Source organism: Acinetobacter sp. SWAC5 (assembly GCF_003419885.1).
GTDB classification, from domain to species: domain Bacteria; phylum Pseudomonadota; class Gammaproteobacteria; order Pseudomonadales; family Moraxellaceae; genus Acinetobacter; species Acinetobacter cumulans.
Map to the genome: position 1 here is coordinate 1 of NZ_QUWR01000034.1, position 14,930 is coordinate 14,930.

At 38.5% G+C, this 14,930-nt stretch carries 11 protein-coding genes, 4 pseudogenes and 1 other annotated feature; of the genes and pseudogenes, 10 read left to right on the plus strand and 5 right to left on the minus strand.

What is annotated here, in order from left to right:
* From DYI81_RS16470 to DYI81_RS16490, 5 genes and pseudogenes are all read left to right on the plus strand, one after another.
* A pseudogene (locus DYI81_RS16470) lies at positions 1 to 86 on the plus strand (transcriptional regulator); the annotation flags it as partial.
* Between the two features lie 492 nt (positions 87 to 578).
* Positions 579 to 2,054 carry an ABC-F type ribosomal protection protein Msr(E) gene (gene msr(E) / locus DYI81_RS16475; protein WP_000052512.1) on the plus strand — a complete coding sequence of 492 codons (1,476 nt, stop codon included), beginning with the start codon at positions 579 to 581 and terminating at the stop codon, positions 2,052 to 2,054.
* Between the two features lie 55 nt (positions 2,055 to 2,109).
* Entirely contained in the window at positions 2,110 to 2,994 is an 885-nt protein-coding gene (locus DYI81_RS16480) for an Mph(E) family macrolide 2'-phosphotransferase (protein WP_000155092.1), read from the plus strand.
* Positions 2,995 to 3,231: 237 nt separating this feature from the next.
* Positions 3,232 to 4,371 (plus strand): annotated as a pseudogene (locus tag DYI81_RS16485) (ISNCY family transposase); the annotation flags it as partial.
* Positions 4,372 to 4,413: 42 nt separating this feature from the next.
* Entirely contained in the window at positions 4,414 to 5,118 is a 705-nt protein-coding gene (locus tag DYI81_RS16490; RefSeq protein ID WP_117008134.1) for an IS6 family transposase, read from the plus strand.
* Positions 5,119 to 5,153: 35 nt separating this feature from the next.
* Here the strand turns inward: DYI81_RS16490 and DYI81_RS16495 are convergent, their stop codons facing one another.
* From DYI81_RS16495 to DYI81_RS16515, 4 genes and pseudogenes are all read right to left on the minus strand, one after another.
* On the minus strand, positions 5,154 to 5,420 hold the full coding sequence (locus DYI81_RS16495; RefSeq protein ID WP_077170324.1) for a LysR family transcriptional regulator: 267 nt from the start codon (positions 5,418 to 5,420) through the stop codon (positions 5,154 to 5,156).
* A 27-nt stretch (positions 5,421 to 5,447) separates the two neighbouring features.
* Positions 5,448 to 6,662 (minus strand): chloramphenicol/florfenicol efflux MFS transporter FloR, encoded by a 1,215-nt coding sequence (floR, locus tag DYI81_RS16500; protein ID WP_000214119.1) that lies wholly within the window; start codon positions 6,660 to 6,662, stop codon positions 5,448 to 5,450.
* A 151-nt stretch (positions 6,663 to 6,813) separates the two neighbouring features.
* Positions 6,814 to 7,786: pseudogene (locus DYI81_RS16505) on the minus strand (IS3 family transposase).
* Positions 7,381 to 7,497 (minus strand) — a sequence feature (AL1L pseudoknot). (Overlaps the previous pseudogene by 117 nt.)
* 182 nt (positions 7,787 to 7,968) lie before the next feature.
* A complete protein-coding gene (locus DYI81_RS16515) occupies positions 7,969 to 8,535 on the minus strand; it encodes a recombinase family protein (RefSeq protein ID WP_006581699.1) in 567 nt (188 codons plus the stop codon).
* 706 nt (positions 8,536 to 9,241) lie between these two features.
* On the opposite strand from DYI81_RS16515, the gene DYI81_RS16520 reads away from it, so the two are divergent.
* From DYI81_RS16520 to DYI81_RS16535, 4 genes are read left to right on the plus strand one after another with little or no spacing between them, the layout of a single operon-like run.
* Positions 9,242 to 10,255 carry a nucleotidyltransferase gene (locus DYI81_RS16520; RefSeq protein WP_005006358.1) on the plus strand — a complete coding sequence of 338 codons (1,014 nt, stop codon included), beginning with the start codon at positions 9,242 to 9,244 and terminating at the stop codon, positions 10,253 to 10,255.
* A gap of 9 nt (positions 10,256 to 10,264) precedes the next feature.
* The gene (locus DYI81_RS16525) at positions 10,265 to 11,923 is read left to right on the plus strand and encodes a ThiF family adenylyltransferase (RefSeq protein ID WP_005006360.1); all 1,659 of its coding nucleotides are present in this window, start codon (positions 10,265 to 10,267) and stop codon (positions 11,921 to 11,923) included.
* Positions 11,908 to 12,408: a Mov34/MPN/PAD-1 family protein gene (locus DYI81_RS16530; protein ID WP_005006362.1), complete on the plus strand. Its 501-nt coding sequence runs from the start codon at positions 11,908 to 11,910 to the stop codon at positions 12,406 to 12,408. The genes DYI81_RS16525 and DYI81_RS16530 overlap by 16 nt, the downstream gene beginning before the upstream one ends.
* A gap of 2 nt (positions 12,409 to 12,410) precedes the next feature.
* Positions 12,411 to 14,036, plus strand: a complete 1,626-nt coding sequence (locus tag DYI81_RS16535) for an SAVED domain-containing protein (RefSeq protein WP_005006366.1) — start codon at positions 12,411 to 12,413, stop codon at positions 14,034 to 14,036.
* Positions 14,037 to 14,182: 146 nt separating this feature from the next.
* On the opposite strand, the gene DYI81_RS16540 is transcribed toward DYI81_RS16535, so the two are convergent.
* Positions 14,183 to 14,509, minus strand: a complete 327-nt coding sequence (locus DYI81_RS16540) for a hypothetical protein (RefSeq protein ID WP_117008135.1) — start codon at positions 14,507 to 14,509, stop codon at positions 14,183 to 14,185.
* A gap of 145 nt (positions 14,510 to 14,654) precedes the next feature.
* Between DYI81_RS16540 and DYI81_RS16545 the strand changes: the two are divergent.
* Positions 14,655 to 14,930, plus strand: a pseudogene (locus DYI81_RS16545) (transposase); the annotation flags it as partial.

Below are 14,930 nucleotides of genomic sequence, written 5' to 3' on the forward strand. Positions count from 1 at the left end.
AAAATTGGGAACAGGGACGACGCTATCCAACTGGACCAGCAGCTACATTGATTCGAATTTTAGATGCTCACCCAAGCCTTATTTGAAAAAATTACTTAAAAAATGGGAGCTTAAGGCTCCCATTTTTATTTCGTATAAGGTGTATTATGTTAATTTTAGAAAATCTTCACTACTATTATTTTAAAATAAGCCTTATATCCAAGCATAAAACAAGGTTGTCTAGACTTCTTTTAACAGTAAAGTTATCATAAAACTGAATTTTATTTTTTAGGTAAGTTTATGCATTCTATCCGCATTCGTTAAGACACAACTATTTGCATAGTGACACTATTTTATAATGGTGGGCTTTTGTTGTGTCTTTAAGAATATATGCGGATATATAAAGTAAAAGTATGCTTAATTTATAAGTATGCTTTTAGTGCATAGTTTCCAGTTATAACTTAATTGACTAGCTATTTGTCCACCCTGTGGATGAATAGCTTTTTTTTTGGGAGGACACTGTGATGCTAGCTTTTGTTTTCACCTAAATCCTGTTTGCTGCATAAAAAATTTCAAGAGCTAAACAGGAGTAAATAAAAATGAGTTTAATTATTAAAGCGAGAAACATACGCTTGGATTATGCTGGGCGTGATGTTTTGGATATTGATGAATTGGAAATTCACTCTTATGACCGTATTGGTCTTGTGGGTGATAACGGAGCAGGAAAGAGTAGTTTACTCAAAGTACTTAATGGCGAAATTGTTTTAGCCGAAGCGACATTACAGCGTTTTGGTGATTTTGCACATATCAGCCAACTGGGCGGAATCGAAATAGAAACGGTCGAAGACCGGGCAATGTTATCTCGCCTTGGTGTTTCCAATGTACAAAACGACACAATGAGTGGCGGAGAGGAAACTCGTGCAAAAATTGCTGCCGCATTTTCCCAACAAGTACATGGCATTCTAGCGGATGAACCAACCAGCCACCTTGATCTCAATGGAATAGATCTACTTATTGGTCAACTTAAAGCATTTGATGGAGCATTACTTGTTATCAGTCATGACCGATATTTTCTTGATATGGTTGTAGACAAGATATGGGAGTTAAAAGACGGTAAAATTACGGAATATTGGGGTGGTTACTCGGATTACTTGCGTCAAAAAGAAGAAGAGCGACAACACCAAGCCGTAGAATATGAGCTGATGATGAAGGAACGGGAGCGATTAGAATCTGCTGTGCAAGAAAAACGCCAGCAAGCTAATCGATTAGACAATAAGAAAAAAGGAGAAAAATCCAAAAACTCTACCGAAAGTGCTGGACGACTTGGGCATGCAAAAATGACTGGCACCAAGCAAAGAAAACTGTATCAGGCAGCTAAGAGTATGGAAAAGCGTTTGGCTGCATTAGAAGATATTCAAGCACCAGAGCATTTGCGTTCTATTCGTTTTCGTCAAAGTTCAGCCCTAGAACTGCACAATAAGTTCCCGATTACGGCAGATGGTCTGAGCTTAAAATTTGGTAGCCGTACTATCTTTGATGACGCTAACTTTATAATACCGCTTGGCGCTAAAGTCGCTATAACTGGATCGAATGGAACAGGGAAAACGTCCTTGTTAAAAATGATATCAGAACGTGCTGATGGATTAACCATATCTCCAAAAGCTGAAATTGGCTACTTTACACAAACAGGATATAAATTTAACACGCATAAATCTGTGCTCTCCTTTATGCAGGAAGAGTGCGAGTACACAGTTGCGGAAATTCGTGCAGTATTGGCTTCAATGGGGATCGGAGCGAATGATATTCAAAAAAACTTATCCGACTTATCGGGAGGTGAAATCATCAAACTGCTTTTATCCAAAATGCTTTTAGGAAAATATAATATTTTGCTTATGGATGAACCAGGAAACTATCTTGACCTAAAAAGTATTGCCGCATTAGAAACAATGATGAAGTCCTATGCAGGAACTATTATCTTCGTATCTCATGACAAGCAATTGGTCGATAATATTGCTGACATTATCTACGAGATCAAAGACCACAAAATCATCAAGACTTTTGAGAGAGATTGTTAATGATAGCCAATCTAATCCGAACATTAATTATTGAACTCTTTAAAGGAAATTAAAAATGACAATTCAAGATATTCAATCACTTGCTGAAGCACACGGCTTGTTGCTTACGGACAAAATGAATTTCAATGAAATGGGCATTGATTTTAAGGTCGTTTTTGCTCTTGATACAAAGGGGCAACAATGGTTGCTGCGTATTCCTCGTCGTGATGGCATGAGGGAACAAATCAAGAAAGAAAAACGCATTTTAGAATTGGTAAAAAAACATCTTTCTGTAGAGGTTCCTGATTGGAGAATTTCATCTACAGAATTAGTGGCTTATCCCATACTTAAAGATAATCCTGTTTTAAATTTGGATGCTGAAACCTATGAAATAATTTGGAATATGGACAAAGATAGCCCGAAATACATAACATCTTTGGCAAAAACCTTATTTGAAATCCATAGTATTCCTGAAAAAGAAGTTCGGGAAAATGATTTGAAAATTATGAAACCTTCAGATTTAAGACCTGAAATAGCAAACAATTTGCAGTTAGTAAAATCTGAAATTGGTATAAGTGAGCAATTGGAAACCCGCTACAGAAAATGGTTGGATAATGATGTTCTATGGGCAGATTTCACCCAATTTATACATGGCGATTTATATGCTGGGCATGTACTAGCTTCAAAGGATGGAGCTGTTTCAGGCGTTATTGATTGGTCAACAGCCCATATAGATGACCCAGCGATTGATTTTGCTGGGCATGTAACTTTGTTTGGAGAAGAAAGCCTCAAAACTCTAATCATCGAGTATGAAAAACTAGGGGGTAAAGTTTGGAATAAACTATATGAACAGACTTTAGAAAGAGCAGCGGCCTCTCCTTTGATGTATGGTTTATTTGCCTTAGAAACTCAAAATGAAAGCCTTATCGTTGGAGCAAAAGCTCAGTTGGGAGTTATATAATTTAAAAATATGATTGCTGAGAACTGCCTTGTTTTGAAACTTGGTTGGCTTTAATTAGTTTTTAGTATTCTTTATAGAAAATGCCTCGATCAAGGGGCATTTCTAACAATCATTTAACATAAAATTTCTTATGTGAAGTAACCTTGTTAGAAACCATTTAAAGTGTCTATATTCTCACCAATAAAAATGTCTAGTTTATGATGGTTTTTACCATCATGGACTGGATATAAATTAGAGATGTTGATCACTATGTCTGACAAGGAAATTCAACGTCTTGCAGTTCTGCAAGACGTTCGAGATCATCGTATTACCCAGGTCCGTGCTGCTGAAATCCTGAATCTTTCCACTCGTCAAATTACCCGGTTATTGCAGAAACTCAATCAAGACGGTGTTTCAGGTCTGGCACATGCCAGTCGTGGTCAACCTGGCCATCATCGCCATGATGAGTTATTAAAATCAAAATGTCTTTCCATTATTTCTGAACATCTGCTGGGCTTTGGACCTACCTTGGCGCATGAGAAGCTCAGCAGCATATTTGACCTGAATATCCCGGTAGAAACGGTTCGGCGCTGGATGATGGCCAATGACCTCTGGATTCCGCGATCCAAGCGCCTTAAACGTCCATATCAGCCACGTTATAACCGGGATTGCTTCGGTGAGCTGATCCAGATTGATGGCTCATATCATGACTGGTTCGAAGGACGCGCTGCTAAGTGCTGTTTATTGGTGTATATCGATGATGCCACTGGAAAGCTGTTGCATCTACGCTTCTGTGAGGCGGAAACCACCTTCGACTATATGCTTTCAACCCGAGCCTACATTGAACAATACGGCAAACCTCTGGCCTTTTATAGCGACAAACATTCGGTATTCAGAGTTAATCAGAAATCCAGGAAAGACAGCCAGATCACGCAATTTGGGCGGATTCTGAACGAGTTAAATATTGATATTATCTTTGCCAACTCACCACAGGCTAAAGGTCGCGTAGAACGCGCGAATAGAACCCTTCAAGACCGTTTGATCAAGGAGATGCGTCTGGAAGGCATCAGTTCAATTGCCGAAGCCAATGCATGGCTACCCTGCTTCATTGAGCACTTCAATCAGAAGTTTGCCAAGTGTGCGAGAAACTCGAAGAATTTACATCGATCTTTAACGGAATCTGATGCTGAGCTGGAGGATATATTCACTTGGCAGGAACCGCGTAAGGTCACGAAGAACCTAACCATCACCTATGACAAGTGTATTTATCTGCTTGAACCGACAGAGCTGAATCATAAGCTTGTTGGGCAATACATTTCATTTCTGGAGTACCCGGATGGCACTGTGGCCCTCATGCATGAAGGACGGAAGATCAACGGCACTGTTGCAAATAGGCTGACATGATAAGCTAAATATCTTATTTATTTCGAGATACAGCAGATGAATCCCTTCCACGGTCGGCACTTTCAAGGTGAAATCATTCTTTGGGCTGTTCGTTGGTATTGTAAATATGGCATCAGCTATCGTGAACTTCAGGAAATGCTGGCCGAACGTGGAGTGAATGTTGATCACACCACAATTTATCGCTGGGTTCAGCGTTATGCTCCAGAAATGGAAAAACGTTTACGTTGGTATTGGCGTAATCCTACAGATCGACATTTATGGCATCTGGATGAAACTTACGTAAAAGTGAATGGCAAATGGGCATATCTATACCGTGCAGTTGACCAACGTGGCCATACTCTTGATTTCTATCTTTCTGCTAGACGAAATACCCATTCAGCTTATTGTTTTCTTGGAAAAATTTTAAATAATGTGAAGAAGTGGCAAATTCCACAAGTGATCAACACGGATAAAGCACCCACATATGGACGTGCTTTATCACGGTTAAAACGGGAAGGTAAATGTCCACCAGACCTTGAGCACAGGCAGATTAAGTATAAAAATAACGTGATTGAATGTGATCATAGCAAGCTAAAGCGGATCATCAGGGCCACATTAGGATTCAAATCTATGAAGACGGCTTATGCCACAATTAAAGGTATTGAAGTCATGCGTGCACTACGTAAAGGACAAGCATCGTCATTTTATTATGGTCAGCCTCAGGGTGAAGTGTGTCTAATCAACAGGGTTTTCGGTCTCTAAGTACTTTTTAAAGGGAACATCATCGACTCAAATCTCTATTTGCAACAGTGCCCCATGAAGTGCCTGCCTGCGTCTGTTAGCCGAACGCCCCGCGCATGGCGCTCAAATAGCAGGACACCAAGGTTATCCTCCAGCGCTTTCACACGCGCGCTGACGCTCGACTGGCTGATACCAAGTGCCTTGGCCGCATGCCGAAAATTCAGATGCTCGGCGACGGCGATGAACTGAACAAGGGAAATGAGCGGTATCCTGCCAGACAGGATACCGACATTCACGAGGTTTCGATGGTTAGTGCGCCGCATCGGAGCGGGCCTGCTACCAGTCGTCGGTTAGACGACTGGCGACTTCTCGGTGGCAGCCCCACGGAGCCGAAGGAGCACCAGCCCCAACGAAACCAGTACCGCCATCGCCGTGGCGTAACAGATCACGGGCCACGCTGTGTCACCGTTTAAAAGTGCCACCGCCAATGTCCCGACAATGCTGACTATCAGGCTTTGAACGCAGAAGTAGAACGCGACCGCTGATCCCGCGATGTCGTCGAACTCTGCCAAAGCGCCGTTCGCGGTAACGGACACCGTGAAGACAATACCGACCGCGACAACCCACATCGGTAGGATGAAGGTGAGGAATGACGGCGAGCCGTAAAGTTCGCCGATCCCCAACAGGACCGCTCCGCAAACAAGCAACGCCATCCCACGCGCCACGCATCCTGCGATGCCCCATCTGGCGACAAAGGACTTCGCGAAACGGGTTGTCACGATCATTACAAGCGCGACAGTGGCGAAGGCAAAGCTGAATCCGATCTCGGAATATTCCGCTTGGCCTATGAGCACACGGGGAGCCGTCGAGAAGAAGACGAAGAAGGTGCCCATACCGGCGCTAAAGCCGACAGTGTAAACCCAAAAAGCCGGACTCGCGAAGATCGGCAAGACAGATCGGCGCGTCTTGACTTGATCCAGAGGGCGGGTTTCGTGCCACCTGAAACCCGCATTTAGGAGTGCGAGCATCGCCAGTATAGCCAAAGTAATGAATATCGCCTGCCATCCCAAGAACTCGCCGATCAATGCTCCGGCGATAGGGCCGAGCGCAGGCACGAACGCCAGCATCGAACTGAAAAGGCCGTAGATGACGACACCCTCAGGACGGTTGGCATAAACGTCGCGAACCGTCGCGAACGTCGCCACCAGCATGGCCGACGCGCCCACTGCTTGAAGTAGACGGAAAGCGACAAAGGCCGGTGCAGTTGAAGACCAAGCTGCTCCCAGAGACGCAATGACGAAAGCCGTTGCGCCCGCAAGTAGAATTGGCCGTCGCCCGATTCTGTCTGAGAGCGGACCAAAAATCACCTGGCCCACGCCGAGCATCACCATATAGAGGCTCAACGTGAGTTGGATCATAGCGGGCGTCGTGTTCAGGATGCCGGGCATCGCTGGAACGACAGGGAGATAAATATCCATCGCCAGTGAAGCGAGGATGTCGAAAGGAGCCATCAGCAGCAGTGCTGCCGGCAGCGTATAGGCCCACGCGGGGCGTGTGGTGGTCATGACGAATCAACCCTCGATTAAGGAATACCGGGCGACGTCTGCTCGTCAGCAATCAGATGAGACTAGCCTTACAGAGCGCCGCAACAACAATACTGGTTGTTGCGGCTTACTTGTCTGCTGACTTGGAATTTCCCATCTGATTACTCCACGCTTACGAATATGAATTGCTACATTTTATCCGATTATCTTTTGCTTCGCAATGCGGCATGGGCGCACTCAGCGTTCCAGCCCCCTCTGCCGCCCTAAATGCTTGCTCCAATGCATCGAGCACCATATCTGTATTCATCCGTGTCGATACTTTCCATCCAACAATTGCTCGTGAGAACACATCAATAATAAATGCAGTATAAACCCAGCCTGAATTTGTTTGAATATACGTAAAGTCACTCACCCACAGTTGGTCAGGATGATCAGCAGTAAAATTACGTTTTACCAAGTCATCCGCTCGTTTTTGATCATCTCGGCTACGGGTGGTTTGTTTGTTCTTACCACGCCAAACACCTTTTATACCTAGCTTTTGCATTAATCGAGCAACAGTACAGCGCGCAATAATATAGCCTTCACGTTTCAGTTTTTGCCAGACTTTACGTACACCATACCGACCTGAACTTTCCTTCCAAATTCGTTTAATCTCCTCAGCATGATGCAAGTCATGTAAATCTCGCTTTGCTCGATGTTCTGGATTTTCACAGAGATCTAGAGTCCGGTAATAGGTTGAAGGTGCGATCGGTAAAATTCTACAAATCGCCTCGACTCCGTACAGCTCTTTATTATTATGGATAAAATCCACCATTATTTGTGTGGGCGGTCGAGCTCCGCCTGGGCGAAAAAAGCGGCTGCTTTACGTAGAATTTCATTGGCGCGTTGCAGTTCTTTATTTTCGCGTTCGAGTTGTTTGATACGTTCTTGGTCTGAAAGCTGCTGTACTTTAACTGGATTTTGTTTATCTAAATATTTTTGATACCAAACACGTAGTGTTTCAGGAGTACAACCCTTGCGCAGTATACTGCTCAGGGAGCAATAGCGGTGATCGCAGCCCAATTCGATGGATAATCTTTCTCGGATTCAATCAATAATTGAACCGCTCTTTCTCTGATTTCAGGGGTATATTTTACTTTTTTCATCGGGACATTCTCTCAGAAAGCTTGGTCTCCGACAAACCCGGTACGGTTCAAAAATCTTCCATTGATTTATTTATATCTGTTAAACCAGTCGCATTATGAAATGTAATATAAGTAGAAATTTCAGTATAAATGGTCATGATCTTTTCTAAATTTGAATATCTAAGCGTCTTCATTAATCAACCTTATTGATTATTAGTTTCTTCTTTTAAAGCTCTTTGTACTGTTGCTATCCCTACTTTAAACTTTTCTGCAACACCTCTAAATGTTGAATTTTCTTCAGCCATTGCTTTTCGTATTTCAACATAGTCAACCTTCCGCTTTCTTCCCTTATATAAGCCCTTCGCTTTGGCTTTTGCAATTCCTTCCTTTTGACGCTCACGGATCATGGAGCGTTCAAACTCTGCAAATGCAGCAAGCATCTGAAACATGAGTTTATTTATTGCCGATTGTGCTACATCATGACTGAAGGTCAAATTCTCTTTATGAAAAATAATGGTTATACCACGATCATTCAGACTATTCACAATTTCGTTCAGATCATTTGTATTACGTGCCAGACGATCAATACTATGAACATGCACCGTATCACCTTCACGCAGATAGTCGAGCATTGCATTTAACTGAGGACGTTCACGGCTACCACCGCTTGCCTTTTCAGTAAAGGTCTTATCCAGGCTGATTCCATCTAATTGACGTTCAGTATTTTGTTCAGTTGAACTGACTCGAATATATCCGACCTGATTAGGCATTCTGTACCGTTAGAGTTTAGATAATTAAATACATATTGTACCGAAATTAAATATTAAGTCTATAAATACGGTTTTTGAGTTGCTTTTTAAGACTTTATTTTGTTCCGTTAGGCTATAGTCTAAAGTAACAGAATGAATATTCTACCCCCGATAGAAACAGCCGTACTCTGGGGGGAGATTTTTTTGATGTGCAGGTGCCGACCCTTACCAGAAGGCACTGTTGAAAATAACCACGAATCGTAAGCTGAATACTCTTTTAGCTAAAGGAGCAGCATATGAATTCTTTCCATAAAATTTAGGCTTGTATACCCAGAAAAATGTGGAACTTCTTAGGTTTCATACATGAGGATTTTGATAGGCTCACTGACTATTTTAAATTGTGTGCCTTAACTCTCTGTTCTAAAAGGCTATTCAGAATTTTTAGACTGTTTATTTTGAACATTCTTTTTACTCTGTGGTGGCGATGCCGTAATTGGACCTTGCAAGATGCATGGTCGTGTATGGGCGATGTCCAGAAAGAATTTGACTCAAAACTATTTTAGTTGGGAAGGAATGCTAAAAATTGGAGATTGATACATCTCATCGTTTGTTTAAATATTTTTTGATTAAATTTTCCCTTTAAAAATTCTATTTTTTTTAATGTCTTAACTTGTATTTAATATAGGAGATCCCCATAACAACAAAAGCACTACAGGAATACAACAATATGGCGAATCCACAAAAACACTATGCTAAGTTCCACACAAATATTCGATTAGGTCGTTATGACGAAGAAAGTACATTACGTGAAAAACGTGACCTTTTGATTAGCACCTTAAAAGATGAACTCAAAAAGGATCCAAATGGTCCTCAATTTGTTGAATACTTTAATCAAGGTAGTTATGCCTTGGGCACAGGGATTAAGCCTAAGAATGGAGATTATGATATTGATGTAGGAGTTTTATTAGATTGTGACAAAGAGGAATATGGCTCAGTAGAAATTAAAAAAATTGTTAGAGATGCTTTAACTCATTCAAATAGAACTGTAACGATCAAACGACCTTGCGTAACTGTCACTTATCTCAAAAATGGTAGTCCCGATTATCATGTAGATCTGCCCATCTACGCTGAAGACGACAAAGGCAATATGTATCTAGCTCGAGGTAAGGAATTCTCCTCTGAAGACCTTAAGACTTGGGATATTTCAAATCCTACTGAACTTACCGATACAATTTTGGGAAAATTTGAAGATGATTCAGATTTACGTCATCAGTTTAGACGATGTACTCGCTACTTGAAACAATGGCGAAATGAGAAAGGTCTAGATTTTTTTAAGAGTATTGCTATCACTACAGCTGTATATGAGCATATAACAGCTGAAGATTATGAGAATGATAATAAGGTATTACTTTCTATAGTAAATAATGTATTAGATCAATTCACTACCTTTAGCATTGATCCAGAAAATAACGAGTATTACTTCAGACTCGTAATTAATTTACCTGCACATCAAGGTGTAGACTTACTCGAAAAATTGACCCGAAAACAAATGGAGCACTTAAAATCAAAACTTGAAGATTTAAAATCATCTTTAGAAGCTGTAAATGAGGAAACTGATACAGTAGAAGCTTGCAAAATTTTAAATAAAACTTTTGGAAGACAATTCCCTATCCCTGAAATACAAGAAGTGTCCGAACCAGTAGTACAAACTTATTACACTCAAGAAGGAAAATCTGCTTAGGAAAACTCAATGTTTTTTGATAACCCAAAGTTAGACAATATTGAAAAGCTATTAAGTGAACATGGAGCTCAAAATATCCATGTCACTTCTATTACTAAGGATTGGGTTAATCTAAAATTTGATTTTCTCATTAATACACAACAGGTTTGCCTTGGTCTAATTTTTCAAAATAGAGCTAATTGGACGATACCTCCCATTTTTAGAATATTGACACGACCAATGTCTGCCTTAGATCATGTGAGTCAAAGTGGGGAAATTTGTACTACGGATCATCAAGGTGAAAACTTTGAAGGCTATAGACATAAAGAACTTATTACTGAATTCTTTGAAAGGGCTATAGATATACTCAAGCAATCTTTTATTAATTTTCAATTAAACAACCGAGTAAGCTTGTATAACGAACTAGAAGGATATTTAGGCAGCACTCAAAATATAAATGAGGATGTAATATTACATTGCGACCCTACTTCTACATTTAATTTATATGGTTGGTTAAGAAAATCATCAAAAGGGAATCATCAAATATTAGAGCATATTGATGATGGCGATAGTTCTTACATAAACCACAACCAGCTCACAAAAGTAAAAATTCATAAGATATTATTAGAAGATGCTTCTGTTTTCCCCATACCAGATATAGGAGATTATTTTAATGAGGACTATTTTCTAAAAATTGTTAATACCCTCTCTAATGAGAACAAACGATCTTTGTTAAAACAAGGCAATCATTATGCCCTAGTGGGAATTCCAAATGAACATGGATTTGCTTATGTGATTTTTTATTATGCCATTTGGTATTCTTTCAAAGAAAAAGTATCCTTCAAAGGCTTTAAAGTCTCTTTAACACAAAGAGCGTGGATAGATTATTTATTAAATAGAACGGGGCAAGAGAAAAAAACAAGACATATAGCGATTATCGGATGTGGGGCTTTAGGCTCAAAGATTGCAGAGATATTAGCTCAAACAGGCGTAAATAAATTTTCTTTCATAGATCCAGAGCTTTTAAAAACAGATAATATTTATCGTCATTCTTTAGGTTTGCAGTATGTTAATACCTATAAATCTACTTCTTTAGCTAATAAGTTTTTAATAGAAAGGCCCGGATTAACTATTTTTCCATTCGTAAGCCATGGTGAAAGCTGGATAAAATCAAAAATTACTGAAGATATTGATACTATCATCATAGCAATTGGCCATACTCCTACTGAGATTTCTCTCGTAAAAACTATTTATGAAATAAGTGCAAACATTCAAGTAATAATAGGCTGGTTAGAACCTTATGATTTAGGTGGACATTTTATTTCTTTCAATAATAAACATGTAGGATGTTTAAACTGCTTATATTTTGATGAAAAATCAAATAAAAGTCTTACCCCTATGTATAAATATGTACAATCTGGACAGCTAATTGCTAAAAATATTACAGGGTGTGCTGGTGCATTTACCCCCTTCTCTTCTTTAAATTGCATGAAGCTAGCAAGCTATATTTCTGAATATGTCCTGAATCAACAATTAGGATTTGTTTCTATTTCTGGCGACAATCAGAATGCAAATAAAAATGGAATAATTACTACCCCTTTTTATAATTCAGTAAATAATTCAAATGGAATTAATATATTGAATTTAAAAGAAATTTATAAAGAAGTATGCCCATGTTGCAATACATAACTCAAGGGAGGATTAAATGTGACACACCTACAGGCCAAGTCTTTATTATTCAAGCAAATGTTTTAAAGAGTTTAAAGCAATTTATACAATTAGAATCAGATTCTCCAGAATCGGGTGGCATTCTAATTGGAAGAACAGACATAGAAACTAAAGCTAAAATCATTGAAAGCTTTACCTCTCCTATGGAAGGAGACTGTCAAACACGTATGTCTTTCTTTAGGTCAAAGTCCCACCAATATGCTTTAATACAAGCTTGGAACGAATCTAAAAAATTCTATAATTTTCAAGGCCTATGGCATACACATCCTGAAGATGTACCAACACCCTCTCCAACCGATTTAAGGGATATAGATACTGTTCTAAATGGCATTACCAATCTTAATGACCCAGTTTTATATTTAATAATCGGAAGAGTAAAAACTGGAATCTGGATTGGTAGAAAAAATTTTAAAATCAAACTGTTAGGTTATATTGAGTTAAATTGAAAATGCAACTAGACCCATCCCTAAGTTTACAGACTTCTTTATCAGCAATAGATGATTTATCAAATGCAAATAAATATATAGAAGAAATTTTAAAGCATATTTGTATAGATTCATTAGGTGTATTAGTTGATGAAGAACGTAAAAATATAATTTTTGTCTTATTGAAAAATAAAAGCCCTGAAAGTTTTTTCCGTATAATTCTCAATTATGATGATACTTTAACTTTTGTCCGAAGATTGCTTGCCAAAAAAATTTCCATTTATGCACGCTTTCTTCAAGGTCACATAATTGATGCCCACACTCTACATGATTTTGAAAAGTTAAAAGAAACATGGAATTTAACCTCCTCTCAAGAGAGCGAAGTTAAAGATGTAGATTTTGTTCCTAGAAAGATTCCTAAACAAAAACCAAACCCTGTAAACCAATTAGAATATTTCATAAAAAGAATTTTTGATTTTGAGCATCTTACAGGTAGGGGTAACGATTTATCTGAAAAAGATAAAAACCAGATTTATCTCTCAAGTCATGGCCGATGTATGTTTAAAGGATGTGGTGCAAAATTAAACATAGATGAAATAACTGGATTTGAAGGTACATATGGCGTTTTAGCTCATAATGTTGCAGCATCAGAAAATTCTACTCGCGGTATCCCCTTCTTCTCATATCAACTATCAGATGATCCAACGAATATTTTATTATTATGTGAAAAACATCATAGGTTAATTGATAAAGTTGCTGGCGCAGAATATACAGCTTCAAGACTCTCGCAAATGAGAAGTAATTTCACAGCACAATGCGAAGATTTATTAGATTCTTTAAGCTTTACTCCTATGCCAGTGTATTTATTTTTCTGGCCCGTGAATCGCAATATTCCTCAGTCTCCTTCACGACGTGATATTGCAAGCTGCCTTCTCCCATTAAAATCTATTTTGCATAAAGATAAGACACTAATTCATGAACCATTACCAGCTCATTTAAGAGCTTCAGCTGATGAGTTCTATAAAAAGTATTTTTTAGAAGAATTTGAAGTTCAAACAGAACAATTACTTAGGGAAACTAAATTTGATGATAAGAGAGTAGCTATTTTTGGCTTCGGCCCTATGCCATGCCTAATAGCATTAGGAAGTAAATTAGGAAATAAAGGGAAATTTATACCTATGCTTATGTATAGGGATGGAAGTTGTTGGATGTGGCCTGATCTTATATGTACAACCAAAGCGTATGAAATTAATAATTTCAGTGAAATAGAAGATTGTACTGAAATTACTATTAGATTGAATCTCACTGCTGATCCAGAAACCTCTAAAAATAAGGCTGTTGAATTAGGACATCCGGTAATTAATATTACTGCTAAACCAGAATATATGGGGAATGGAGCAATAAGAAATCCTGAACGAGGACTAAGTTTCATGCAAGATATTCATGCGTTATTTCATAGTCTAACAGATAAAGGAATTACCAAAATTCATGTCTTACCATGTGCATCCAATGCTGCTTGTATATGGTTTGGACAAGCATTTGATCTGCATCATCCTGAAATGGTTATTTATGATTACTTAAATAATTCAATGGTTCCAAGACTTCAAATTCGAAATAATGGAAGCAAGAATGAAATCGCTGTAATTTAAACAGTATATTTGATAGTACTTTCATACCATTAGATTTAAATATGACATTAGTAAATGGAGTTTAGCTCTAATGGGGCTTTGTTGCATAAATATCTAAGACTATGATTTTGTTTAATTTATTTTTGGATTAAAATTTAAACAAATCCTTAAAAATCAGTATCTTGAAGAATTTTTATACAACAAAGCCGTTTTAAACTAAAAAATGTTTGTAATACTATTTTATTTAAATCACTCTGCGATCTAGGTATTAAATTTAAGACTTTCCATGGTTTTAAATAATCTTGCAGATTTTTTTGTGGTTCGAGAATATTTAAATCTTTATTAATATCAAAATTTGAGGGAATTCCATTTGTATTTTTTGCTAATAATTCCTTAACTAAATTTGTTGGAATAGCTCCATTTAAATGAACGTGTAAATCACCCTTAGGAAGATTCACTATCATATCTTCATTAATTTTTTGTAGTGCAGACATAAGTGTAGAAATTAATATAGCTGATTGAATTTTATCATAAAATCTATTTCCAAGTTATTTATTTTTAAATTTTTCTATTTCAATTCTGAATGGCTTTGTTGCACAAACCTATCTGTAAAGGGTTTTTCAGCGATATAATTTTCAAATGAAGAAGCCTACACACAAAATCTACCGCACAACCAATTGGCCCGCATATAACCGAGCACTCATGAGTCGAGGAAATATTGCCATTTGGTTTGATCCTGCTACGCAATGATATGCTCCATCAAAAGGCAAACAAGGGCGAAATCAAATCTACTCCGACGCAGCCATCCAATGCTGCTTAATGATTAAATCCTTATTCCGTCTGTCTTTACGTATGGTCACTGGCTTTGTGCAAAGTCTGATTAAACTTTGCGGATTAAATTGGATAGCTCCAGAT

What these genes read in the sequence shown, in the direction of transcription:
- DYI81_RS16480 (WP_000155092.1), top strand. Translation starts at nt 2,110, where the DNA reads ATGACAATTCAAGATATTCAATCACTTGCTGAAGCACACGGCTTGTTG.
- DYI81_RS16490 (WP_117008134.1), top strand. Translation starts at nt 4,414, where the DNA reads ATGAATCCCTTCCACGGTCGGCACTTTCAAGGTGAAATCATTCTTTGG.
- DYI81_RS16495 (WP_077170324.1), bottom strand. Translation starts at nt 5,420, where the DNA reads ATGCGGCGCACTAACCATCGAAACCTCGTGAATGTCGGTATCCTGTCT.
- floR (WP_000214119.1), bottom strand. Translation starts at nt 6,662, where the DNA reads ATGACCACCACACGCCCCGCGTGGGCCTATACGCTGCCGGCAGCACTG.
- DYI81_RS16515 (WP_006581699.1), bottom strand. Translation starts at nt 8,535, where the DNA reads ATGCCTAATCAGGTCGGATATATTCGAGTCAGTTCAACTGAACAAAAT.
- DYI81_RS16520 (WP_005006358.1), top strand. Translation starts at nt 9,242, where the DNA reads ATGGCGAATCCACAAAAACACTATGCTAAGTTCCACACAAATATTCGA.
- DYI81_RS16525 (WP_005006360.1), top strand. Translation starts at nt 10,265, where the DNA reads ATGTTTTTTGATAACCCAAAGTTAGACAATATTGAAAAGCTATTAAGT.
- DYI81_RS16530 (WP_005006362.1), top strand. Translation starts at nt 11,908, where the DNA reads ATGTTGCAATACATAACTCAAGGGAGGATTAAATGTGACACACCTACA.
- DYI81_RS16535 (WP_005006366.1), top strand. Translation starts at nt 12,411, where the DNA reads ATGCAACTAGACCCATCCCTAAGTTTACAGACTTCTTTATCAGCAATA.
- DYI81_RS16540 (WP_117008135.1), bottom strand. Translation starts at nt 14,509, where the DNA reads ATGTCTGCACTACAAAAAATTAATGAAGATATGATAGTGAATCTTCCT.